This window comes from Myroides sp. LJL115, from assembly GCF_054871665.1.
In genome coordinates this window covers 34,398-57,642 of record NZ_JBTXLS010000008.1, presented here as the reverse complement: position 1 = coordinate 57,642, position 23,245 = coordinate 34,398, and the positions used below count along the sequence as shown (strand labels likewise).

Genomic DNA, 23,245 nt, shown 5'->3' with positions numbered 1-23,245 from the left:
TTAATGGGAACCCCACTAAAAATGCTATATTACGATAAGGGATTATAAAAATATAAATTACATTATTTGAATAATCACAACTATAGTGCAAAGGTAGTAAATAAATCGGTACACAATGGGTTTGGTTGAAAATATTAAAGTTAATTTATTGTGAATTAAAGGGTTGTGTTATTTACTACTTGTTATCTTAAGTTATAATAGATATAAAAAACATAGATTAGCACAGGATTACAAGGTTTATTTTTATATTGCTAGTTAAATACAAACCATAGTATGGTATAATCCGAAGGAAAACCGTTTCTAATGGTTTATAAAAAATGGCATTTTAAATACTTCGTGGAATAATAAAACAAATGTTTTAAAATAATTATTCTTTAATTGCGTTTGTATTTGAAATAACAATTAATTAAAAGGAAGTCATTTTACATGATAAAAAGGAGTCTGTTACTTATTTGTTTTTTAGTGGGAGTACATCAAGTACAAGCTCAAAAAAAGCATCAAGAGTTAACCAAAGAAGATTATTTAGAGGATTTTGATGTATTGGTAAATATTATCCAAAAGCAACATCCTAATGCATATAGATTCACCACAGATCAGGAATTTAATGAGAATGTGGTGCGCTTAAGGCATGAATTAGAGCAAAATCCTACCTATGCTCAGTTTTTGTTATCAAATCCTTTGTCATATATCAATGATGCACATTCTGGGTTGAGTACCGATTTAGTTTTTTTTGAAGACTTTGCAAAACAAGCATATTTTTTTCCTTTTTCTACTGTAGTTTATAATGGTAAAGTATATGTCAATCAATTTGGACAAGATATCCCGCAAGGTGCCTTATTAGTGGAGGTTAATGGCCATAAAGTAGAAGACTTGCTAGAAAGTATAAAAATAAGTTCCGATGGGGGTATTCAAGCAATTAATGCAAAGGATTTTTCCTTGTATTGTTCCTTTATGTTTAGTGATAAAGATACCTATGAAATCACTTATAAACTAGGAGATAATGCTCAAGAGCAATTCCATATAAGTCTTAAAGCTGTAGATTACTCCCGTAGTTATTACAATTCTCAAAAATCTATACTTCCAATTGATTTAATAAGCTATTCCTATGGGATTTTTGCTAAAGAGTTAAATGATGATACATATTGTTTGACTATTAAAACATTCGGATTTTCAGAAGAATATGCTTATCATAAGCTTAACGAGTTTTTTGGAGAACTCAACAGGAAAGGAATTAAGAATTTAGTTATCGATATTAGAGCCAATGGTGGTGGTCTATTAAGTAATATTCCTTTGTATTACTCTTTTATATCCAAAGACAAAACATTTTCTAATAAATACAAATACGCCACAAAGGTGATTGATATTCAAGTTAGAGAAAATTTAGTGGATAGTAATGAAAGGCAGCTATCCGATATGGATATTAAGAATATGGATAATTTTATGCTTCAACGTTATGACTATGATCCTCAAAGTGAATATTACTTTGGGAATAGTAGACTAGAGGAGAATTATTTGGAGAATTATCCTAGGGATAGAAATGCTTTTGATGGCAATGTGATACTATTAATAGATAATAATACAGTCTCTGCTGCAGCTTATTTTGCGAGCTTATTTCAGCAAAACAATAGAGGAATAATTGTCGGTCAAGAAACTAGAACTTGTAGCAATTTCACCACTGCTTCCTGGTTTTTAAATTATAAACTTCCCAATACCCAAACTATTGTGAATTTACCTCGTTCCGAAGTGTTTTTTAATCAAGATATAGAAGAGCAAGTCCAATGTAGAGGGGTAATGCCCAATTTGTCAGTGAGTGAAGGACTTTTTGTAAAAAGTTTAAAGCAAGCAAAAGACCCAGATATTGAATTGGTCTTACAGTTATTGGAAAAACAAAAAGTAAAGCAAAGAGTAATGCAATCTAATTTGGAGTAGTTTGTAAGGTAAAGCTGCTACAGGAAAAGGGAAAATTGTTGTTGCTTTTGACCCTTGATGTGTTTTATTGAAAAAAATCGGCATTAGGTAGTAAAATTCCTTTTATAAAGTAGGGTTTAAGTATTAATTGTCTAAATTTGGAATACAAATATAAAATTCAAATACAAAGATATGAGTCAAGAGATAAGAGATTTACAACCTAAGGAGTTGTGGGGTCAATTTGCAGATTTAAATGCAGTTCCTCGTCCTTCAAAAAAAGAAGAGCGCGTAATTGAATTTATGATGAACTTTGGTAAAAGTCTTAATTTAGAAACAATTAAAGATCAAGTAGGTAACGTTATTATTAAAAAGCCTGCTACCTCTACAATGGTTGATCGTAAGACAGTAGTGTTACAATCCCATTTAGATATGGTGCATCAAAAGAATAATGATACAGAGTTTGATTTTGATACTCAAGGTATACAAATGTTTGTAGATCAGGATTGGGTAAGAGCAAAAGGTACTACTCTTGGTGCAGATAATGGAATAGGAGTAGCTACTATTATGGCTATTTTAAAGAGTAATGACATTGAGCATCCTGCTATTGAAGCTCTTTTTACCATTGATGAAGAAACTGGTATGACAGGTGCTAAAGGTTTAGTAGGTGGACTTTTAGAGGGAGAGATTCTTTTGAATTTAGATACAGAGGAGGATGACGAAATTGATATTGGTTGTGCCGGAGGTATAGATGTAACTGCTACTGCAGAATATGACGAAGAATTAGTTCCTGAAGGATCAGTTGGTTATAAAATTACAGTGAAAGGTTTGAATGGTGGACATTCTGGTATGGATATTCATAAAGGACTTGGTAACGCTAACAAAATTATGAACCGTTTACTTTTTGATTCTTTTGATTCTTTCGGCTTACAAATCGAATCTATTGTAGGAGGGAGTTTACGTAATGCAATACCAAGAGAAAGTGTAGCTAGAGTTATAATTGCTCAAATTTATGATGAGGCTTTCGTTTATGATATGAATGTCTTAGTGGAAGAAATTAGAGAAGAATTGCACACAGTGGATCCAAACTTTGAAGTGGTTTTTGAGAAATTAGAATCAAGTGATTCACCTAAGTTTGTAATGCCTCCTATGGCTCAGTACTTCTTTGTGCGTTCCTTATATGCAGCTCATAATGGGGTGTATAAAATGAGTACAGATTTTGAAGATTTAGTAGAAGCTTCAAATAATATTGCAAAGGTAGAAGTGGGGAAAGGGAAGTTATCGGTTAAATGTTTAACTCGTTCTTCGGTAGAATCTTCTAAAATGGATTTAGCCAACTCTCTGAGAAGCGCATTTGAATTAATGGGTTGTGAGGTAGAATTCTCTGGGTCTTACCCAGGATGGAGTCCTAATTCAAATAGTGAGATTTTAGGAGTTTTAGAAGAAATATATGAAAAGCAAAACAATGCTAAAGCTAATGTAGTGGCTTGTCATGCAGGTTTAGAATGTGGGATACTAGGTACGCATTACCCGGAGATGGATATGATATCTTTTGGACCAACCATTCGTGGAGCTCACTCGCCAGATGAAAGAGTTAGCATTTCTTCAGTTCAGAAATATTGGAAGTTTATTTTGGAAGTATTGAAAAATATTCCAAAGAAAAATTAAATATGTTTATAAGCCAACTTTCTAAGTTGGCTTATTTTTGTAGGATTAAAACCTTATTTTTTTATACAAAAAAGTTAATACCGGATTAATTACTTTTTCTGCTAGATTTTTTGTAATTTGTACCCAAAGTTTAAAAAAAGTACATACTATGAAGAAAACACTTTTAGCACTGTTATTTGTAGGAGCGTTAATGGCTTCTTGTGGAGATAAAAAACAAGACAATACTGGTGAGAATACCACTGAGGTAGAATCAGTACAACAAAAGAATTTAAATTATACTTTGAGTTGGACGGCTTTTAAAACGCCTGAGAAAGTTGGAGTTACTGGTAGTTTTACCGATATTAAATTATCGGGATTAAACCAAAAAGGGACTACTATAGAGCAAGAATTACAAGGAGCGACTTTCGTGGTAGCTACCTCTAGTGTAACCACAAAAGATGCCGCAAGGGACCAAACTTTAGTAGCTAGTTTCTTTAGTCAAATGACTGGGAATATTAGTGGTTTTTTCGGTGAGTTTACCCAAGATAAGGTATTGATTCACTTGACAATGAATGGAAAAACAATCGAAAAGGAGTTTGATTACACTACTATTGAAAATGGTATTCATATTAAAGGTAGTATCGATATTATTAGTGATTTTGCTGCTCAGGGTGCATTTAATAGCCTACACGAGGCTTGTAAGGCCTTACATGAAGGTAAAACTTGGTCTGATGTAGATATTTCAGTGGATATTACAAAATAATGTAATTGTAAAAAGCATAAATTTGAAGGGGAATATTTAGTGATATTCCCCTTTTTTATATACCTTTGCAAACCAAATTAATTATCTGTTTAAAGATATGTTAGATAGACTACAAATTATAAAACAACGTTTTGATGAAGTTTCTGATTTGATTATTCAACCAGATGTAATCATGGATCAAAAGCGTTATGTACAATTAAATAAGGAGTACAAAGATTTAAAACAGCTTGTTGAGAAACGTGCTGAATACATTGATGTAACTGGAAATATTGAAGAGGCTAATGAAATTATCGCTGATGGTAGTGATGATGAAATGGTGGAAATGGCAAAAATGCAACTTTCAGAGGCAAAGGAACGTTTACCAGAATTAGAGGAAGAGATTAAATTCTTATTAATACCTAAGGACCCAGAGGATGCCAAAAACGTAATGGTGGAGGTAAGAGCTGGTACAGGTGGGGACGAGGCAAGTTTGTTTGCTGGTGACCTATATAGAATGTATACTAAATACTGTGAAAGTAAAGGTTGGAGAACTTCTGTGGTAGATGTAAATGAAGGAACTTCTGGAGGTTATAAAGAGGTTATTTTCGAAGTTACTGGAGAAGATGTTTATGGGACTTTAAAATTTGAGGCTGGTGTACACCGTGTACAGCGTGTTCCTCAAACTGAAACTCAAGGTCGTGTACATACTTCAGCCGCTACTGTAATGGTTTTACCTGAAGCAGAAGAATTTGATGTACACATTGATATGAACGATGTTCGTATTGACTTATTCTGTTCTTCAGGTCCTGGAGGTCAGAGTGTGAACACAACAAAGAGTGCTGTTCGTATGACACACGTTCCAACAGGATTAGTGGCTCAATGTCAGGATGAAAAATCTCAACATAAAAACAAGGATAAAGCTTTATCTGTTTTACGTTCAAGATTATATGAAATGGAACTTGCTAAAAAGCAAGAGGAAGATGCTATTAAACGTAACTCACAAGTAAGTAGCGGAGATAGATCTGCTAAGATTAGAACCTATAACTACCCTCAAGGTCGTGTAACGGATCACCGTATTGGTTTAACTCTATACGATTTAGATGGAGTAATGAATGGTAATATTCAGAAAATCATTGACGAATTACAAATGGTTAGTAATACAGAGAAGCTTAAAGAAAGCGACGTATTCTAATTTATTGATTCTATTATATTTAACCACACTTACTTTTGTATAGTGTGGTTTTTTTTAAAATACTAATTTGCACTTAGAATGACCACACAACAATTAATTGAGCAGATAAAAAGCAAGAAATCCTTTCTTTGTATAGGATTGGATGTTGATTTGAATAAAATACCTAAGTATTTACTAGATCAAGAAGATCCTATTTTTGCTTTTAATAAAGCCATCATAGATGCAACCCATGACCTAACGGTTTCTTATAAGCCTAATATAGCTTTTTATGAAGCATATGGTTTAAAAGGATGGGAGTCTTTAAAAAAGACTATCGATTATATTAATACACATTATCCACAGATTTACACTATCGCCGATGCAAAACGTGGTGATATAGGTAATACTGCTACCATGTATGCAAAAGCTTTTTTTGAAGATATGGATTTCGATAGTGTGACTGTTGCACCTTATATGGGGAAGGATTCTGTAGAACCTTTTTTAGCCTTTGAAGATAAGCATGCTATTTTACTAGCTTTAACAAGTAATGCTGGAGCCTTTGATTTTCAAACCCAAGAAATCGATGGAGTTCCTCTTTATGAGAAAGTACTTAGTGTATCTCAGAAATATAAAAATGCACATAACTTAATGTATGTTGTTGGTGCTACAAAAGCAGAATACTTTCAACAAATTAGAAAGATAGTTCCTAATAGTTTTTTATTAGTTCCTGGAGTTGGTGCTCAAGGAGGCAATTTACAAGATGTTTGTAAATATGGACTAAATAAGGATGTTGGTTTGTTAATCAACTCTTCAAGAGGAATTATTTACGCAGGAAATGGAGTAGATTTTGCAGAGAAAGCAAGAGAACAAGCTTTAATAATGCAGCAGGAAATGGAGCAAATTTTAAATTCAAAGTAATGATTGTTTTAAAAGACCAAATAGGTAAGGAGCATAGTTTTCAAACTACTCCTAAACGTATTGTATCTTTAGTTCCTTCTCAAAGTGAAACGCTTTTTGATTTAGGTTTGGAAGATGAGTTAGTTGGAATTACTAAGTTTTGTGTTCATCCATATCATTTAAGAGCTACTAAAACGAAAGTGGGTGGTACTAAAAAAGTAGATGTAGAAAAAATTAAGGCATTACGTCCTGATATTATTATTGCCAATAAGGAAGAAAATACTCTAGAGATTGTAGATAGTTTAAAGGATATTTGTCCAGTATGGGTTACGGATGTAGTAACTCTAGAGGATAATATTCAAATGATACAAGATTTTGGAATATTGTTTAATAAACGTACTGAGGCGCAGAAGTGGATTGATAAAATTAATTTTGCGCAAAAGGATTTTATGCAATTTGTAGCTAGTAAACCTAGTTACAAAGCAGCTTACTTCATTTGGAGAGAGCCTTATATGGCTGCTGGAGATGATACTTTTATCAATGAATTAATGCGCATTAATAAATTCGAGAATATTTATACTAATAAACCTGGTAGATATCCTGAAGTTGAAATACGTAAAATTAGAATTCAAGGGGATCCTGAATTGATTTTCTTATCCTCAGAACCTTATCCATTTAAAGAAGAACACGCCTTTGAAGTAGGACGTTGTACGCATCATGGTAAGACTGTATTTGTGGATGGAGAAATGTTCTCTTGGTCGGGAACTCACTTGTTTAAGGCCTTTGAATACTTTAAGCAGATTCATAATAGAATTGAATAGAAAAATAAAAACCGAGTAGGGGCCTAATCCTACTCGGTTTTTTTATTAACTAACCCTAACCTTTATGAAATCAATCATATTTTGTTAGTGCAAATATCTAAAAATAATATTTCTTAATTAGTTAAATGAATGTTATAATATTGTTATTTAATCAAAATGTTTAATTTTTTACTTTTTGTTAAACAAGTTTCTTAAAAGTTTAGATTTATTGTTTTTTACGTCTGTATTTTGGTTAGAAGTAGTAGTATTTGGAGTATTTTCTGTTTTATCTTGAATGGAGAATACTTCTTGTAGTAAAGAATTGCTTCTAGCCCCTGGTAAATTTTCTCTTATGGATTGTTCCTCTACAGCTATCATAGTAAATACCCCTTGCATTGTTTCTTTGGTAACATAGTCCGTTAAATCGGTATTAACTGGTTTTACTAATGGTAGGTTATTATAGGTGTTGAAAATATTTTGCCATACTTTATCTGCTCCTACTTTAGAAAGAGATTCATTAATTATGGGAGTTAGTTGGTCGTATAAAGCGTTACTAGTTGCATTTTTTAGATAAGTAGTAGCTCCATCAGGAGTTTGAAGTAAGATGGAAGTTGCATCTTTAAAGGAAATGTTTTTAACTGCTTCTACAAATATTGGTGTAGATTGTTTTACTGCAGTTTCTGCTGCTCTATTAAGTAAGATAAGTCCTTGGTCCGCTAGATTAGACATTCCTAATTTACGTAAAGTTTCATCTACTTTTCTTACTTGCTCAGGTAACAAAATTTTGACCATTTCATTTTTATAAAAACCATCTTTTTGTGTTAGGTTAGCCACTTTTTCAGTAATCCCTTTGTTTAAAGCAAGTTTTAAAGCCTGAGCAATTTTGTCTTGTGGTAAAGAAGTCAAAATACCAGGGTTTTCTTGCGCATGTAATTGGATTGTAGTTGGGCTCAAACATAGCATTGCTGCAAATAGGATGCCTTTTAGTTTTAAATTCATTTTGTTGTATTAGGTTATTTATAATAATTCTACTGCTTGTGATTTTATAGCCTGTAGTGTAATCTTAGTGTTGTTTTTAAGGGGTATTGCTCTTTGAAATAACTCTTGTTGTAACTCATTAGAGTTTGCATAGGTAGAATCTTGGCCAAGTTGTTGAATAGTAGCTATGATTGTTTGTTGTTGCGTTATAATTAGCTCCCATAGGGCATCACTAACATAAAGTTGTTGGGTAATATTATAGTCGACCTCTTGATTGATATGTTGGATTAAAGCTAAAGTATAAGCACTTTTATCCTGTGTAGCCAAAGGAACTCTAAGTATTAAGTTTTGTAAATCAATACGCTCTATTAGTAAAGTTAATCTTTCCAATGCTTGAAGTTTTAAAGCATTAGAATCTAACTTTTTTTCTAGGCTTTGTTGTAAAAGTCCTCGGCTGATTTTTACCTGTTGTTCTAGAACTCTTTTAAATATCAAATTATTAATTAAAATTACTACCATTGCTGGTAAGACATAAGCTACTATAGTAAGTGCGGACTGTAGATTCATTGTTTTGTTTTTTTACAAAAATAGACAATATTATCTTCTAAGGTTAACTTTTTTATAATTGCAAAAACTTGTTATAAAGCCACAGGAGTTGTAATTTTGATTTTTTACTAAAAGAGAATATGCAAAATTATATTGATCAGTTAAATGAGGCACAAAGAGCTCCCGTATTACAAAAGGACGGGCCAATGATTGTTATTGCTGGTGCTGGATCTGGAAAAACGAGAGTTTTAACTTTGAGGATTGCTTATTTAATGCATCAAGGAGTGGATGCGTTTAATATCCTAGCTCTGACCTTTACCAATAAAGCTGCTAAGGAGATGAAATCCCGTATTGCACAGATTGTAGGTGGCTCTGAGGCTAAGAATCTTTGGATGGGAACCTTTCACTCTGTTTTTGCGCGTATTTTAAGATCAGAGGCAGATCGTTTAGGTTATCCTTCTAATTTCTCTATTTATGATTCTCAAGACTCTCAACGTCTTATTGGTCAAATTATAAAAGAGATGCAATTAGATAGAGATATCTATAAGCCAAAAGAAGTGCTTAATAGAATTTCATCCTATAAAAATAGCCTTATCACTGTAAAGGCATATTTTGAAAATCCAGAGTTACAAGAGGCTGATGCTATGAGTAAAAAACCTCGTATAGGGGAGATTTACCAAAACTATGTGGAACGCTGCTTTAAAGCAGGTGCCATGGACTTTGATGATTTACTGCTAAAGACAAATGAATTACTAACGGTATTTCCCGATGTTCTGGCTAAATACCAAAATAGATTCCGCTATATTTTAGTGGATGAGTACCAAGATACCAATCACTCTCAATATTTAATTGTCAGAGCTCTTTCGGATCGTTTCCAAAATATTTGTGTAGTTGGAGATGATGCACAAAGTATTTATGCCTTTAGAGGGGCGAACATTAATAATATTTTGAACTTCCAAAAGGATTACGACAATGTTCAAACATATCGTTTAGAGCAGAACTACCGATCTACTAAGAATATTGTAGAAGCAGCCAATACTATTATTGATAAAAATAAAGTAAAGCTAGAGAAGGTGGTTTGGACTGCTAATGATCCAGGCCCCAAGATTAAAATTCATCGCTCCTTGACAGACGGAGAAGAAGGTAGGTTTGTTGCCTCAACTATCTTTGAATTAAAGATGAGAGATCAAGCTCAAAATGGAGATTTTGCTATCCTATATAGAACCAATGCTCAGTCACGTGCTATGGAGGATGCATTAAGAAAAAGAGATATTCCTTACCGTATCTATGGAGGATTGTCTTTTTACCAACGCAAGGAAATTAAAGATGTACTATGCTATTTAAGGTTAATTATTAACCCTAAAGACGAAGAGGCTTTAATTAGGGTAATTAACTATCCAGCTCGAGGTATTGGTGCTACTACTTTAGATAAATTAACTATTGCTGCCAATCATTATAAACGTTCTATTTTCGAGGTAATGGAGCATATCGATAAAATTGATTTAAAGATTAGCTCAGGTACCAAAGGAAAATTGACAGATTTTGTTAATATGGTTAAGGCATTCCAGGCCAATGATGCTACCATGGATGCTTATCAATTAACAGAACATGTTGCTAAGAAAACAGGACTTGCTCAAGAATTAAGAAAAGATACTACTCCTGAGGGTATTGCTAAAATGGAGAATATTGAGGAATTACTCAATGGTATTAGAGATTTTATTGAGGGGCAAAAACAAATTGATGGAGCTAGAGGCTCTTTAAGTGAATTTATGGAAGATGTAGCATTAGCTACTGATTTAGATAAAGACAATGGAGATGATGATAGAGTAGCTCTAATGACCATTCACTTGGCTAAAGGGTTAGAATTCCCAACTGTTTTTTGTGTGGGGATGGAAGAAGACTTATTTCCAAGTGCAATGAGTAAAAGTACTCGTTCAGATTTGGAAGAAGAAAGGCGTCTTTTCTATGTGGCATTGACAAGAGCAGAACATCAAGCCTACCTAACCTATGCCCAATCTAGATATAGATGGGGTAAATTAGTAGATAGTGAGCCTTCTTGTTTTATAGAGGATATTGATGATCAATATTTAGAATATTTAACTCCGGTAGAAACTAATTATAGGTATAAGCCAAGAATGAATGCCGATGTTTTTGGGGATGTAGATAAAAGTAAATTACGCCTTAAAAAACCGGAGAACGGTACGCCTCCAGCTTATATAACTAATAATCAAGAACCAACCTTGGATAGAAATATTAGAAAGCTAAAGCCTATGAGTACTACTTCTTCTGATAGTGCGGTTTCTATGGATAACCAAGCTTTAGCTAGCGGGCAAACTGTAATGCATGAGAGATTTGGTAAAGGACTCATTTTGAATCTAGAAGGTGTTGGAGCTGATAAAAAAGCGGAGATTAAATTTGATGTTGGAGGAATTAAAAAATTGCTGTTAAGATTTGCCAAGCTAAAGGTATTATCGTAAATTACAAATAAATAGTACAATAGAATATGGCACAGTTTATTAAAATTTACCCAGAAAACCCCAATGAAAAGGAAATCGATAAAATTGTAAAGATTTTGCGCGATGGTGGGTTAATTATTTATCCTACGGATACAGTATATGGGTTAGGGTGTGATATTACCAATTCTAAAGCTTTAGAAAAGATAGCTAGAATAAAAGGTATAAAATTAGATAAAGCAAACTTTTCCTTTATATGCTCCGATCTTAGTAATATTTCGAATTACATTCGACAAATAGATACAGCTACCTTTAAAATATTGAAAAAAGCACTTCCTGGGCCCTATACCTTCATTTTGCCGGGTAATAATGAATTGCCAAAGGAGTTTAAAAAGAAGAAAACGGTGGGAATTCGCGTTCCAGATAACAGTATATGTAGGGCAATAGTGCAAAAATTAGGAAATCCTATCGTTTCTACTTCCATTTATGATGAAGATGAAATTTTGGAATATACAACCGATCCAGAACTGATATTTGAGAAGTGGCAAAATAAGGTAGATGCCGTTATTGATGGTGGGTATGGTGATAATCAAGCCTCTACGGTTATTGATTTGACCGAATCTGAGCCAGTACTTATTCGTCAGGGTAAAGGGGATGTTGATTTTTTATAAAAACAAGTACATTATATAATGACCTTTAAGGTCAAAAAACAAATAGCAATAAAGATATACTGCTAATAAATTAGATAATTAAAAACAGTTTTCTTATTTTTGTAACTGTTTAAATTAAATGCTAAACTTATCGAACTATGAATTTACATGAATTTCAAGGGAAAGAAATATTAGCTAGCTACGGAGTAAGAGTACAACGTGGGTTAGTGGCTAATAACGCTGAAGAGGCTGTTGAAAAAGCAAAAGAACTTACAGAAGAAACTGGTACAAGTTGGTATGTAATTAAGGCTCAAATCCACGCAGGTGGAAGAGGTAAAGGGGGAGGAGTTAAGTTGGCTAAGAACTTAGAGCAAGTAAAAGAGATTGCTGGTAACATTATCGGTATGGATCTTATTACTCCTCAAACTCCACCAGAAGGAAAAAAAGTTAACCGCGTTTTAGTTGCAGAAGATGTATACTACCCAGGGGAAAGCGAAACTTCAGAATTCTATATGTCAGTTTTATTAGATAGAGCTAAAGGACGTAATATGATTATGTATTCTACTGAAGGTGGAATGGATATTGAAGAAGTAGCTGAAAACACTCCTCATTTAATCTTCAAAGAAGAAATTGATCCAGCTGTTGGTTTACAAGGATTCCAAGCTAGAAAAATTGCTTTCAACTTAGGATTAACAGGAAACGCTTTCAAAGAAATGGTGAAGTTCGTAGATGCTTTATACAGAGCATACATTGGAAGTGATGCTTCTATGTTTGAAATTAACCCAGTATTGAAAACATCTGATGATAAAATCTTAGCTGTTGATGCTAAAGTTACTATCGATGATAACGCTCTTTACAGACAAAAAGAGTATGCTGAGTACAGAGACTTTTCTGAAGAGAGACCAATTGAAGTAGAAGCTAATGCTGCAGGATTAAACTATGTAGACTTAGATGGTACTGTAGGTTGTATGGTAAACGGAGCTGGATTAGCGATGGCTACAATGGACTTAATTAAGTATGCTGGTTTCGAACCTGCTAACTTCTTAGACGTTGGAGGAACTGCTGATGCTAAACGTGTTGAAACTGCTTTCCGTATTATTTTAAAAGATCCAAACGTAAAAGCAATTTTAATTAACATCTTCGGAGGAATCGTTCGTTGTGACCGTGTTGCTCAAGGAGTTGTTGATGCTTACAAAAATATGGGTGACGATATCAACGTGCCTATTATTGTACGTTTACAAGGAACAAACGCTGAATTAGCGAAAGAATTAATTGATGCTTCAGGTATGCCAATTTTATCTGCTGTAGCTTTCCAAGAAGCTGCTGATCAAGTTAAAGCTGCATTATCTTAATTCAATAGATTACAACAAAGTAAAGGGGCTGTCTCACAATTGGAGACAGCCCTTTTTTTGCTTAATAAATATCGTATTTTACTTAGTATAATTTAATTATTTAATCTAAAATATAAACTATATCTAAATAACTACTTCTGAATGACAGCAAAGTAACCTTTATGAGATATTCCCTTTTTTTTGGTTAGAAATGTCGTTTTCGGAAACATTAAAAATTTAGACGAGTTTATAAATGAAAAAACGTTTTATTAAGTTCTATTAAAGGTAGTATGAATGTTTTTTTTGTTTATATTTAAAGGAATATTAAATTTAAATTTTCTACAATGAACTTAGAAGGAAAAGTAGTTTATATAACTGGAGCAACAAAAGGGATTGGAAAAGGAATAGCTAAGGGATTATTGCAAAACAATTGTAAAGTAGCCTTTAGTGGAAGGGATCAAAAAACAGTAGACTTAGTAACACAAGAGTTATCAGAATTTGGTGATGTCTTGGGTATTGTATCTGATGTAAGAGTATTTGATCAAGAACAAAGTGCTGTTGATAAAATAGTAGAGCGTTTTGGTAAAGTGGATGTGGTGATTGCAAATGCAGGTTTAGGAATCTTCGCTCCAGTGTTTGAGCTTTCTTTAGAACAGTGGAATGCAATGATTGATACGAATTTAACTGGAGTTTTTCATACTTTAAAAGCGAGTGCTTCAGAGTTGATAAAAAATAAAGGTTACTATATCTCTATTGCCAGTTTAGCTGGTATTAACTTTTTTGCCAATGGAGCGGGATACAATGCTAGTAAATTTGGAGTTGTAGGATTTACTCAAGCAGCAATGCTTGATTTGAGAAACTACGGGGTTAAAGTAACAACTATTCTTCCAGGGTCTGTAACAAGCAATTTTAACGATCATACTCCCACAAAGGCGGATGCTTGGAAAATTCAACCAGAGGATATGGCTGAATTAGTAGTAGATATACTTCAAATGAAAGCAAATGTATTACCTAGTAAAATTGAAATACGTCCGACAAAGACTTCCGTATAGCAGAAAAAGGACGGATGAATTTTGTGAGGCTATCCTTAAAGGCAGTTTATAATTAATAATTAACTAATATGAGTAGAGATTTTGGTAGCTTAATGCTGCGTCTTGGTGTAGGTGGACTTATGCTTTTGCATGGTATACACAAGCTAATTAATGGACATGATTATATTATTTCGCAATTACAAGAAAGTGGCTTACCTAAGTTATTGTGGCTAGGTGTACCGATTTCAGAGGTTTTAGCCCCTATTTTATTAATATTAGGCTTTGCAACAAGGATATCCGCTTTTCTTATTGCCTTTACTATGGTGATGTCTATTGTTCTAGTAAAAGGAGTAGAGGGCTTTTTTATAAACCCTGCTACAGGGGGAGTTAATGCAGAATTAAATATACTGTTTTTAATAGCAGCTATTACTATTGTATTTATAGGGCCAGGTAAACTGGCAATTTATCAAGGAGATAAAGGTATTTTCAAATAAAGATAAAAGGGGCTGTCTAACAATTGAAGACAACCCCTTTTTTGTTTATAAATATCGTATTATACTTAGTATAATTTAATTATTTAATCTGAAATATAGACTATACCTAATAAATTACTTCTGATTGACAACGAAATAACCTTTGTGAGATAGTCCCTTTTATTTTCTAAGTATATTCTCCATTTTTTTTCCTTTGGCTAACTCATCGACTAATTTGTCTAAGTAACGGATCTTTCTCATTAGTTCTTCTTCTATTTCCTGTACTTTGTAGCCGCATATACTCCCTGTAATTTTATAGGCATTCTCATTAAAGTTTGGAGCCTTATCAAAGAATTCTTCTAAAGTGTATTTGTTTATAATGGTTTGTTGTATGGCCTTTGGGTCATAACCAGTAAGCCAAGTTATTACTAGATCTAGCTCTAGGACAGTTCGTGCCTTTTTTTCTACTTTATTGATATATAAGGGGTATATGCTGGCAAAAGTCATTTGGTAAACACGATTATTCTTCATCTTTTTGCTAAAGTTTAATTCTTATTTTTAAATATACAACTATTAGCGTTTGTTACAGTGGTAAACGGGCAAAATGTCAGGGATTTAGCCTCTATATCATATTAATTCGCTTTTAGTTAAAATTTAAAATTCTATATTTATAATATTTTAAATTTTGAATTTGTGTTAAATTAATATTTAAAGAAAGCTTTGTTGGTTATTTGTGTGTTTTTTTGATAATTATCGTATCTTTAGTATTAGCAAAAGTATTTAATTATGAATAATCAACTTCAACCCATAAAATGGATTCCAGCTAGCATTGCTGTGGCTATCACTTTAATTATTTGGTTTGTAATTCCAGTCCCACAAGGGGTTACTCCAAATGCTTGGCATTTACTAGCCTTATTTGTAGGAACTATTGCCGCTATTATTGGAAAGGCTTTGCCAATTGGAGGTGTTTCTATTTTAGCTATCGCTTTAGTAGCTATTACAGGGGTAACTAATCCAGCAAATCCAAAGGCTGCTTTAGCAGATGCTTTGAGTGGTTTTTCAAATGATCTAATATGGCTTATTGGAATCTCTATTATGATTTCTATGAGTTTAAGTAAAACTGGATTAGGGCCTCGTATTGGTTATTACCTTATTTCTGTTTTTGGTAAGAAAACATTGGGTATAGCCTATTCATTGGTGTTCTCTGAAATGGTTTTAGCTCCTGTTACTCCAAGTAACACAGCAAGAGGAGGAGGAATTATACATCCCATTATGCGATCAATTGCTTCTAGTTTTAATTCTAGTGAAAAACAGGGTACAAGTGGTAAAATAGGTACTTACTTAGCTCTAGTGAATTATAATACTAATCCAATTACTTCGGCTATGTTTATAACTGCTACAGCGCCCAACCCACTAATTATAGCCTTGATTTATGAAGGTACTTCGCCTGGGGAATATTTATCTTGGATTACATGGGCTTTAGCAGCCTTTTTGCCTGCGATTATCTGTTTGATAATTATGCCATTAGTAATCTATTATCTGTATCCACCAGAGATTAAAAAGACACCCGACGCACCATTATTTGCAAAACAACGTATTGCAGATTTAGGGCCAATTTCTCTAGCGGAAAAAATCACTTTAGGCGTTTTTATACTCTTACTATTGCTATGGGCTGGAGTTCCTGCTGCTGTGTTTGGTGAAACTTTTGCTGTTCAGCCCACTACAGCCGCCTTTATAGGTTTGTCTGTTTTAATTGCAAGTGGGGTTTTAACTTGGGAAGATATTTTAAAAAATACAGGTGCTTGGGATACTATTGTTTGGTTTGCTGCTTTAGTAATGATGGCCTCTTACCTTGGTAAATTAGGCTTAGTTAGTTGGTTGGCCAATATTGTGGGTTCTGGTATTGATGATTTAGGAGTGTCTTGGGCAGTAGGAGCTGGTATACTGTTGCTAGTTTATGTTTATTCTCATTACTTTTTTGCCAGTACAACTGCCCATATAACGGCGATGTTTGGAGCCTTTTTCGCTGCAGGTATAGCCCTTGGAACTCCACCAATGTTATTGGCTTTGGCTCTTGGATTTTCATCATCTTTAATGATGTCTTTGACCCATTATGGTACAGGTACAGCGCCCATTATTTTCGGTTCCGGTTATACTACTTTAGGACAATGGTGGAAGACAGGATTTATAATGAGTGTTATAAACTTATTAATCTTTGTTTTCATAGGAGCTCTTTGGTGGAAATTCTTAGGTTTTTGGTAAAATACGTAGGTAAAACTATTTTGTAAAAACAGGTAAGTAAATTAATTTGTACACTTCAGGTTAGATTTTTTATGCTTGGGTTAATATTTTTATAATAATGGTATTTTAAAAGTTTAATTTTGCTTTGAATTTAAAAATATATATGATACTATTATTAGTTTACTTATCACTTGCCTTATCGATATCTTTTATTTGTTCGATAGCTGAGGCGGTTTTACTATCTATTTCTGTTGCATTCTTACGTACTAAAGTAGAATCAGGTGACAAAAATGCACAAAGCATGCTAGATATGAAAAAAGACGTAGATAAACCCTTATCTGCTATTTTGTCTTTAAACACTATAGCTCACACTGTTGGAGCTGCGGGAGTTGGTGCACAAGCAACTTTAGTTTTTGGACAAGCTTATTTTGGAGTTATTTCTGCGATTTTAACCTTGCTTATTCTTGTACTTACAGAAATTATTCCTAAGACTCTAGGGGCCAATTATGCCAATGAATTATATAAGACTAGTACTAAAGTAATCAAAATGATGATTTGGGTATGTTATCCTTTGGTATTGCTTTCTTCTTTTTTAACCAAGCGCCTTACAAGAGGACAAAATTCTAATACAACTAGTAGAGAAGAGATTGCTGTTTTAGCAAGTATTGGGGAACAGGAAGGTATTTTAGAAGGAAAAGAGAATCGTATTATTCAAAATATTATAGCATTAAAATCTGTGGATGTTGATCAAATTCAAACACCTCGTATTATGATGGTAAGTGCTGATAGTGAAATGACTTTAGGAGAGTTCTTACAGAACAAAGAACTTTTACATTTCTCTAGAATTCCAATTTACCAGGATAATAAGGATAATATTATTGGTTATGTATTAAGGGAGGTAGTTTTTGAGTATTTAGCTGAGGACAAGTTTGATTTAAAATTGTCGGATATAAAAAGAGAAATTCTTGTTATAAGTCAAAGAAATAGCGTGGTGGATGCTTGGAATAAATTTATTGACAACCAAGAGCATATCGCTGTTGTAACTAATGATTATGGTGAAGTCAGCGGACTTTTATCTCTAGAGGACGTTTTAGAAACACTTTTAGGTTTTGAAATTGTAGATGAAAAGGATCGCATTGTGGATTTAAGAGAATTTGCCATGCAGAGATGGAAAAGCAAACAAAAGAAATACCAATATTTAGATTAAGAAGTACAGTTTTTACACAAGTATATAGTCCACCAAGAGCCTAGTTTTTACTAGGCTCTTGCTATTTAAAATGGTTATACTTTTTTGGTTTAAACACCTTTTAACTTAAAGTAATACTTTATGTTTGTTGTTTAAGTAGTTAGCTAGTAATTGATTGTGTTATTTTTAAAAGCGTTTAGTCTGTGTCTAATATATGATTAGACCAATAATAGCCCCGGAGAATAGAATAACGATTGGGTGGATTTTAAAGCCAATACTACAAACTAGTGCAAGAGCAAAGAGTATAATGCTATCTATGCCTGTAAAGTTTTCTGACGTAGTCATCGATAGGGCTGCTAAGGCAATTAGGGATATACCAAGAGGTTTAATTGCCGACAAGGCGTAGGAAAAATATTTATTAGACCTAAATTTGAAATAATAGTAGCTAATAAAGCAGATCATTATAAAGGAAGGAAGGCATAAAGCTAGTGTAGCTATAAAAGAACCTAGAATAGAGACCACCGGAGAATACCCTTGATTCTCTAAAGTGATGAACCCTACATAAGTGGCCGAGTTGATTCCAATTGGCCCTGGCGTCATTTGGGAAATGGCAACTAAGTCTGTAAACTCTTCCTTGGTTATCCAGTGGTTGTTATCTACTACTTCTTCTTGAATAAAAGACAACATGGCGTAACCTCCACCAAAACCAAAGGTTCCAATTTTAAGGAATACCCAAAATAGTTTTAGAAATATCATGTGTTAGCTTTTTATAATTATACTGTGATATATTATGCCCGAAATACTTCCAAGGAGTATAATCCAAATAGGAGATAAACCAGCAAAGAACATTAAAGCAAGTGCTATACAAGGAAGTATTAAGGTTTTAGTTGTCATTTTATTGGCTTTAATAGCTGTATAACAAGGCGCCGCGATTAAAGCAACTACTATTGGCCTAAGGGCTTTAAAGGCTTTTGCTACATAGATGTTTTGTTGGAACTGGGCTAAAAATATTGCTATAATAAGCAATAAAATAAATGGTGCAATTATCGTTGCTAGACCGGCTATTAAAGCTCCTTTTATACCAGCAATTTTATAACCTACCAAAGCGGCAATATTAGTGGCAAAAACTCCAGGTAAAGATTCCGTTATAGCTATTAACTCATAAAATTCTTGATTGGACAGCCATTTTTTTTGAACCAAATCTTTTTCTATCAGAGGAATTACAGCGTAACCACCTCCAATGGTGAACATTCCAATTTTTGTGAAGATTAAAAATAAATGTAAAAGCATATTTCGATTAATTATTAGTTCACAAAGTACTGATTTTGTGTCTAACCACATAGACATAGTTAATTTTATTACTGCTCTTAATATATTTTTGAAAAGAAGGGGTTTATACCTATTCTTTGCTTGCTTTACTGGTAAAACAAGGAAAGAGAAAAAAAACTAATTTTATTTTAAGTCAGAAAATAGACTATTTAGTAGATAGAAATATTTTTGTTTAGCATATGTTGTTATTTTAGGTTGCAACCTTTATAAATCTATCTTTTTTTAACTTTATTAACAAAATTCAAGAGAGGTTTAACTTTGCATTATTTGTAAATTTCACAATGTTTTTAGTTTTTATTTTATTAAGTTTATAGCAATGATTGCTAATTCGTAGAAATATTTATAACAATGGTTCTATAAATACTATGTATTAGCAAATAATAAACCATCAAAACAACTAAAAAATATTGAAATGTTTAAGAAATTACTTGTTGCAAACCGAGGAGAGATATCCATTCGAGTTTTGCGTGCTGCTTCAGAGATGGGCATTAGAACTATAAGTGTGTACACTTATGAGGATAGATATTCAATGCATAGGTATAAAGCAGATGAGTCCTATCAAATTGGACAAGATGACCAGCCTTTAAAACCATATTTGGATATTGAAGAAATTATTCGTGTAGCCAAAGAAAATGAGGTAGATGCTATTCATCCAGGTTATGGCTTTTTAAGCGAGAATGTGGATTTTGTACGTCGTTGCGAACAAGAGGGTATTGTCTTTGTTGGACCTAGAAGTAGTGTAATGGAACAACTAGGGGATAAAATTGCAGCAAAAAAATTGGCAAAACGCATCGCAATACCAGTAATTGAAGATGCCATTTTGGAAGGACAAGATATAGTGGAAATCGAGAAAATTGCACAAAGTATTGGTTTTCCTTTAATTTTAAAGGCAGCTGCTGGTGGTGGTGGACGCGGAATGCGTATTGTTAGAGAAGTAAGTGAAGTAAAATCAGCTTACCTTGAGGCTAAGGGAGAAGCTAAAAAGGCTTTTGGTGATGATAGTATTTTCATGGAGCGCTTCATAGAAAATCCAAAACATATTGAGGTACAAATCTTAGCAGATAATTATGGGAATATTGTACACTTATTTGAGAGGGATTGTTCGGTACAACGAAGATTTCAAAAGGTTATTGAAATTGCACCTGCACCAAATTTGTCTGCTAAATGTAAAAAGGAAGTGTATGATTATGCTACCAAAATCGCCCAAGAAGTACAGTATAATAATGCTGGTACTGTGGAGTTTTTAGTAGATCAACAAGATCATGTATATTTTATTGAGGTAAACCCTCGTATTCAAGTAGAGCATACTATTACTGAGGTAATTACAGGAATTGATATTGTTAGAAGTCAAATTTTAATTGCTCAAGGGGTTCATTTAGCTGATCCTAAGATCCATATTCTAGGTCAAGAAAGTTTAAAAACTAATGGATATGCAATTCAGTGTCGAATTACCACAGAGGATCCATTAAATGATTTTAAACCAGATTATGGTACTTTAATGGCTTATCGCAATGCAGCAGGTTATGGGATTCGTTTAGATGAAGGCTCTGCTTATCAAGGAATGAAGATATCTCCTTTTTTTGACTCTATGATTGTGAAAGTAACTGCTTCAGGACGTACACTAAGTGGTACATCTCAACGTATGTTACGCGCTTTATCCGAGTTTAGAGTAAGAGGAGTAACTACCAATATTTTATTCTTAGAACAAGTTATTGGCCATCCTGTTTTCAAAAAAGGAGATTGTGGAGTTAACTTTATTAAAGATCACCCAGAGTTGTTCCAAGTAAGAAAACTTAAGGACTCTTCTACTAAACTATTAAATTATATTGGAAATATTCAAATCAATGGACATCCTGATGTAAAGATTTACGATCCTTCAAAAGTGTTTAGAAAAGAGAAACAACCAGATTTCGATTCTTTAAAAGGTTTCAATTCAGGGTATAAGGATATTCTTGTAGAAAAAGGAAGAGATGTTTTAATGGAGCATATCGCTAGTGAAAAACAAATTCTCTTTACAGATACCACTTATAGAGATGCTCATCAGTCTTTGGTAGCAACTAGAGTAAGAACAAAGGATATTTTGGCAGCTGCTGGTAGTTTTGCTCAAAATAACTCTGGTGTTTTTTCAAGTGAAGTTTGGGGTGGAGCTACCTTTGATGTTGCTATGCGATTTTTACATGAATGTCCATGGGAACGCTTAGCACAAATTCGCCAAGCTATGCCTAATGTTCTGTTACAAATGCTCTTTAGAGGCAGCAATGCAGTTGGTTATTCTAGTTATCCAAAGAATGTTATCCAGCAATTTATTGAACAAGCTGCTAATCATGGTATAGATATATTTAGAATATTTGACTCTCTGAATAATTTAGATTCAATGGTTACTGCCATTGATTACGTTAATAAATACACCAATTCTATTGCTCAAGGATCTATTTGTTATACAGGAGATGTTTTGCGTACAACCAACAATAAGTACAATTTAAATTATTATGTTGATTTAGCTTTAAAATTACAGGATGCCGGGGCTCATATGCTAGCAGTAAAAGACATGGCTGGTTTATTAAAACCACAAGCAGCTCATGAATTAATATCTACTTTAAAACAAAATATATCAATTCCAATTGCATTACACTCCCACGATACAGCAGGAACGCAAATAGCGACTTATTTAAGGGCTATTGAAGCAGGTGTGGATAGTATTGATTGTGCTATTGCATCTTTTAGTGGTACTACTTCTCAACCAAGTTTAAATTCATTAGTAGCCCTTTTACAGGGGCACCAAAGAGAGAATACCTCCATGAATTTGCCTTCTTTGAATCAGCATTCTAATTATTGGGATGTAGTGAGAGAGAAATATTACCCTTTTGAGTCGGATCTAAAATCTTCTACTGCAGAGGTATATGATAACGAAATTCCTGGAGGACAGTATTCCAACTTAAGGCAACAAGCAGAGGGAGTTGGTCTAGGAGATCAGTTAGATGTAATAAAGAAAAATTATGCTGTTGTAAATCAAATGTTTGGTGATATCGTTAAAGTAACTCCAAGTAGTAAAGTAGTGGGGGATATGGCCTTATTTATGACTGCCAATAACCTAAGCCAAAAAGATGTATTAGATCCAAAACAAAACCATAGTTTCCCTGCATCTGTTGTAGGTTTTTTCAATGGGGATATTGGAGTTCCATATGGTGGTTTCCCAGAAGAATTACGCAAGATTGTCTTAAAAAATGAAGTTGTAGGCCCTTCTAGGGAAGCTATTTTAGAAGATATTGATCTGGATTTAGCTTTCAGTGATTTCAATAGGGATTACCCTAGTGCTAGTTTCTTAGACTTCTTATCCTACCAAATGTTTCCGAAGGTATTTGCTGATTTTTATAAGCACAGGCAAACCTTTGGGGATGTTCAGAACATACCAACTAGTTCTTTCTTTTATCCAGTAAAGATTGGACAAGAAATACAGGTAAAAATAGCCAAAGGTAAGACTGTTCACATTACCCTTAGATTTATATCTACTGCGGATGAATTAGGTTATAGAACGGTTTCTTTTGGATTAAATGGAGGAATACGAATCATTAAAGTAAAAGACAATAGTATCACCTCTACAAAAGCACAACATAGGAAGGTAGAGGATAGCAAACACCAAGTAGGGGCGCCTTTACAAGGGAGTTTATCTAGTATTTTGGTAAAAGTAGGGGATAAGGTGGAACCTGGAACTCCTTTATTTGTTATTGAAGCCATGAAAATGGAGAGTAATGTTACTGCTTCTACTGCTGGGGTTGTAACTCAAATCTATTTGCCAAGTGGTGTGATGGTAGATCAAAATGATGCTGTAATAGAAATAAAATAGATTTCTATATAAATAATAATA

The 23,245-nt window shown here is 33.5% G+C and carries 19 protein-coding genes; 14 read left to right on the top strand and 5 right to left on the bottom strand.

All coding sequences use genetic code 11. From position 1 onward, the window contains the following. The first annotated feature begins 426 nt into the window (after positions 1–426). The 6 genes from ACYSNX_RS03515 to ACYSNX_RS03490 all read left to right on the top strand — a co-directional run bounded on the left by ACYSNX_RS03515 (position 427) and on the right by ACYSNX_RS03490 (position 7,183). The gene (locus tag ACYSNX_RS03515) at positions 427–1,929 is read left to right on the top strand and encodes a S41 family peptidase (protein ID WP_461753307.1); all 1,503 of its coding nucleotides are present in this window, start codon (positions 427–429) and stop codon (positions 1,927–1,929) included. A 171-nt stretch (positions 1,930–2,100) separates the two neighbouring features. Beyond that, the gene (locus tag ACYSNX_RS03510; protein ID WP_461753306.1) at positions 2,101–3,573 is read left to right on the top strand and encodes an aminoacyl-histidine dipeptidase; all 1,473 of its coding nucleotides are present in this window, start codon (positions 2,101–2,103) and stop codon (positions 3,571–3,573) included. Between the two features lie 148 nt (positions 3,574–3,721). After that, positions 3,722–4,315 carry a YceI family protein gene (locus ACYSNX_RS03505; protein ID WP_461753305.1) on the top strand — a complete coding sequence of 198 codons (594 nt, stop codon included), beginning with the start codon at positions 3,722–3,724 and terminating at the stop codon, positions 4,313–4,315. 97 nt (positions 4,316–4,412) lie between these two features. After that, positions 4,413–5,486: a peptide chain release factor 1 gene (prfA, locus tag ACYSNX_RS03500; protein ID WP_461753304.1), complete on the top strand. Its 1,074-nt coding sequence runs from the start codon at positions 4,413–4,415 to the stop codon at positions 5,484–5,486. 78 nt (positions 5,487–5,564) lie between these two features. After that, positions 5,565–6,383: an orotidine-5'-phosphate decarboxylase gene (gene pyrF, locus ACYSNX_RS03495; RefSeq protein WP_461753303.1), complete on the top strand. Its 819-nt coding sequence runs from the start codon at positions 5,565–5,567 to the stop codon at positions 6,381–6,383. Then, positions 6,383–7,183, top strand: a complete 801-nt coding sequence (locus ACYSNX_RS03490; protein ID WP_461753302.1) for an ABC transporter substrate-binding protein — start codon at positions 6,383–6,385, stop codon at positions 7,181–7,183. The genes pyrF and ACYSNX_RS03490 overlap by 1 nt, the downstream gene beginning before the upstream one ends. 168 nt (positions 7,184–7,351) lie before the next feature. Here ACYSNX_RS03490 and ACYSNX_RS03485 read toward each other — a convergent pair whose 3' ends face one another. Continuing rightward, on the bottom strand, positions 7,352–8,161 hold the full coding sequence (locus ACYSNX_RS03485) for a DUF4197 domain-containing protein (protein ID WP_461753301.1): 810 nt from the start codon (positions 8,159–8,161) through the stop codon (positions 7,352–7,354). Between the two features lie 18 nt (positions 8,162–8,179). Next, on the bottom strand, positions 8,180–8,707 hold the full coding sequence (locus ACYSNX_RS03480) for a DUF7935 family protein (protein ID WP_461753300.1): 528 nt from the start codon (positions 8,705–8,707) through the stop codon (positions 8,180–8,182). A 119-nt stretch (positions 8,708–8,826) separates the two neighbouring features. Between ACYSNX_RS03480 and ACYSNX_RS03475 the strand changes: the two genes are divergently transcribed. From ACYSNX_RS03475 to ACYSNX_RS03455, 5 genes are all read left to right on the top strand, one after another. Beyond that, positions 8,827–11,163: an ATP-dependent helicase gene (locus tag ACYSNX_RS03475; protein WP_461753299.1), complete on the top strand. Its 2,337-nt coding sequence runs from the start codon at positions 8,827–8,829 to the stop codon at positions 11,161–11,163. A gap of 26 nt (positions 11,164–11,189) precedes the next feature. Further along, entirely contained in the window at positions 11,190–11,810 is a 621-nt protein-coding gene (locus ACYSNX_RS03470; RefSeq protein WP_461753298.1) for an L-threonylcarbamoyladenylate synthase, read from the top strand. A 137-nt stretch (positions 11,811–11,947) separates the two neighbouring features. Next, on the top strand, positions 11,948–13,141 hold the full coding sequence (gene sucC / locus ACYSNX_RS03465) for an ADP-forming succinate--CoA ligase subunit beta (RefSeq protein ID WP_461753297.1): 1,194 nt from the start codon (positions 11,948–11,950) through the stop codon (positions 13,139–13,141). A 323-nt stretch (positions 13,142–13,464) separates the two neighbouring features. Continuing rightward, on the top strand, positions 13,465–14,172 hold the full coding sequence (locus ACYSNX_RS03460; RefSeq protein ID WP_461753296.1) for an SDR family oxidoreductase: 708 nt from the start codon (positions 13,465–13,467) through the stop codon (positions 14,170–14,172). 68 nt (positions 14,173–14,240) lie between these two features. Next, positions 14,241–14,645 (top strand): DoxX family protein, encoded by a 405-nt coding sequence (locus tag ACYSNX_RS03455; protein WP_461753295.1) that lies wholly within the window; start codon positions 14,241–14,243, stop codon positions 14,643–14,645. Positions 14,646–14,804: 159 nt separating this feature from the next. Here the strand turns inward: ACYSNX_RS03455 and ACYSNX_RS03450 are convergent, their stop codons facing one another. Further along, the gene (locus ACYSNX_RS03450; RefSeq protein WP_461753294.1) at positions 14,805–15,155 is read right to left on the bottom strand and encodes a DUF2200 domain-containing protein; all 351 of its coding nucleotides are present in this window, start codon (positions 15,153–15,155) and stop codon (positions 14,805–14,807) included. 255 nt (positions 15,156–15,410) lie between these two features. Between ACYSNX_RS03450 and ACYSNX_RS03445 the strand changes: the two genes are divergently transcribed. Both ACYSNX_RS03445 and ACYSNX_RS03440 read left to right on the top strand, forming a co-directional pair. After that, complete coding sequence (locus ACYSNX_RS03445) at positions 15,411–16,886, top strand: anion permease (RefSeq protein ID WP_461753293.1); 1,476 nt, start codon at positions 15,411–15,413, stop codon at positions 16,884–16,886. A 142-nt stretch (positions 16,887–17,028) separates the two neighbouring features. Further along, positions 17,029–18,072 carry a CNNM domain-containing protein gene (locus ACYSNX_RS03440; protein WP_461753292.1) on the top strand — a complete coding sequence of 348 codons (1,044 nt, stop codon included), beginning with the start codon at positions 17,029–17,031 and terminating at the stop codon, positions 18,070–18,072. A gap of 186 nt (positions 18,073–18,258) precedes the next feature. Here ACYSNX_RS03440 and ACYSNX_RS03435 read toward each other — a convergent pair whose 3' ends face one another. Together ACYSNX_RS03435 and ACYSNX_RS03430 are read right to left on the bottom strand one after the other, a co-directional pair. Continuing rightward, a complete protein-coding gene (locus ACYSNX_RS03435) occupies positions 18,259–18,807 on the bottom strand; it encodes a chromate transporter (RefSeq protein ID WP_461753291.1) in 549 nt (182 codons plus the stop codon). Between the two features lie 3 nt (positions 18,808–18,810). Then, complete coding sequence (locus ACYSNX_RS03430; RefSeq protein ID WP_461753290.1) at positions 18,811–19,392, bottom strand: chromate transporter; 582 nt, start codon at positions 19,390–19,392, stop codon at positions 18,811–18,813. A gap of 400 nt (positions 19,393–19,792) precedes the next feature. Here ACYSNX_RS03430 and ACYSNX_RS03425 point away from each other — a divergent pair, with 400 nt between their 5' ends. Then, positions 19,793–23,224: a pyruvate carboxylase gene (locus ACYSNX_RS03425; protein WP_461753289.1), complete on the top strand. Its 3,432-nt coding sequence runs from the start codon at positions 19,793–19,795 to the stop codon at positions 23,222–23,224. Positions 23,225–23,245 lie beyond the last annotated feature (21 nt).

Coding starts and splice junctions, on each gene's coding strand:
- prfA (WP_461753304.1), top strand. CDS start 4,413: ATGTTAGATAGACTACAAATTATAAAACAACGTTTTGATGAAGTTTCT.
- ACYSNX_RS03450 (WP_461753294.1), bottom strand. CDS start 15,155: ATGAAGAATAATCGTGTTTACCAAATGACTTTTGCCAGCATATACCCC.
- ACYSNX_RS03490 (WP_461753302.1), top strand. CDS start 6,383: ATGATTGTTTTAAAAGACCAAATAGGTAAGGAGCATAGTTTTCAAACT.
- ACYSNX_RS03510 (WP_461753306.1), top strand. CDS start 2,101: ATGAGTCAAGAGATAAGAGATTTACAACCTAAGGAGTTGTGGGGTCAA.
- ACYSNX_RS03440 (WP_461753292.1), top strand. CDS start 17,029: ATGATACTATTATTAGTTTACTTATCACTTGCCTTATCGATATCTTTT.
- ACYSNX_RS03435 (WP_461753291.1), bottom strand. CDS start 18,807: ATGATATTTCTAAAACTATTTTGGGTATTCCTTAAAATTGGAACCTTT.
- ACYSNX_RS03505 (WP_461753305.1), top strand. CDS start 3,722: ATGAAGAAAACACTTTTAGCACTGTTATTTGTAGGAGCGTTAATGGCT.
- ACYSNX_RS03485 (WP_461753301.1), bottom strand. CDS start 8,161: ATGAATTTAAAACTAAAAGGCATCCTATTTGCAGCAATGCTATGTTTG.
- ACYSNX_RS03455 (WP_461753295.1), top strand. CDS start 14,241: ATGAGTAGAGATTTTGGTAGCTTAATGCTGCGTCTTGGTGTAGGTGGA.
- ACYSNX_RS03445 (WP_461753293.1), top strand. CDS start 15,411: ATGAATAATCAACTTCAACCCATAAAATGGATTCCAGCTAGCATTGCT.
- ACYSNX_RS03425 (WP_461753289.1), top strand. CDS start 19,793: ATGTTTAAGAAATTACTTGTTGCAAACCGAGGAGAGATATCCATTCGA.
- ACYSNX_RS03515 (WP_461753307.1), top strand. CDS start 427: ATGATAAAAAGGAGTCTGTTACTTATTTGTTTTTTAGTGGGAGTACAT.
- pyrF (WP_461753303.1), top strand. CDS start 5,565: ATGACCACACAACAATTAATTGAGCAGATAAAAAGCAAGAAATCCTTT.
- ACYSNX_RS03470 (WP_461753298.1), top strand. CDS start 11,190: ATGGCACAGTTTATTAAAATTTACCCAGAAAACCCCAATGAAAAGGAA.
- ACYSNX_RS03480 (WP_461753300.1), bottom strand. CDS start 8,707: ATGAATCTACAGTCCGCACTTACTATAGTAGCTTATGTCTTACCAGCA.
- ACYSNX_RS03475 (WP_461753299.1), top strand. CDS start 8,827: ATGCAAAATTATATTGATCAGTTAAATGAGGCACAAAGAGCTCCCGTA.
- ACYSNX_RS03460 (WP_461753296.1), top strand. CDS start 13,465: ATGAACTTAGAAGGAAAAGTAGTTTATATAACTGGAGCAACAAAAGGG.
- sucC (WP_461753297.1), top strand. CDS start 11,948: ATGAATTTACATGAATTTCAAGGGAAAGAAATATTAGCTAGCTACGGA.
- ACYSNX_RS03430 (WP_461753290.1), bottom strand. CDS start 19,392: ATGTGGTTAGACACAAAATCAGTACTTTGTGAACTAATAATTAATCGA.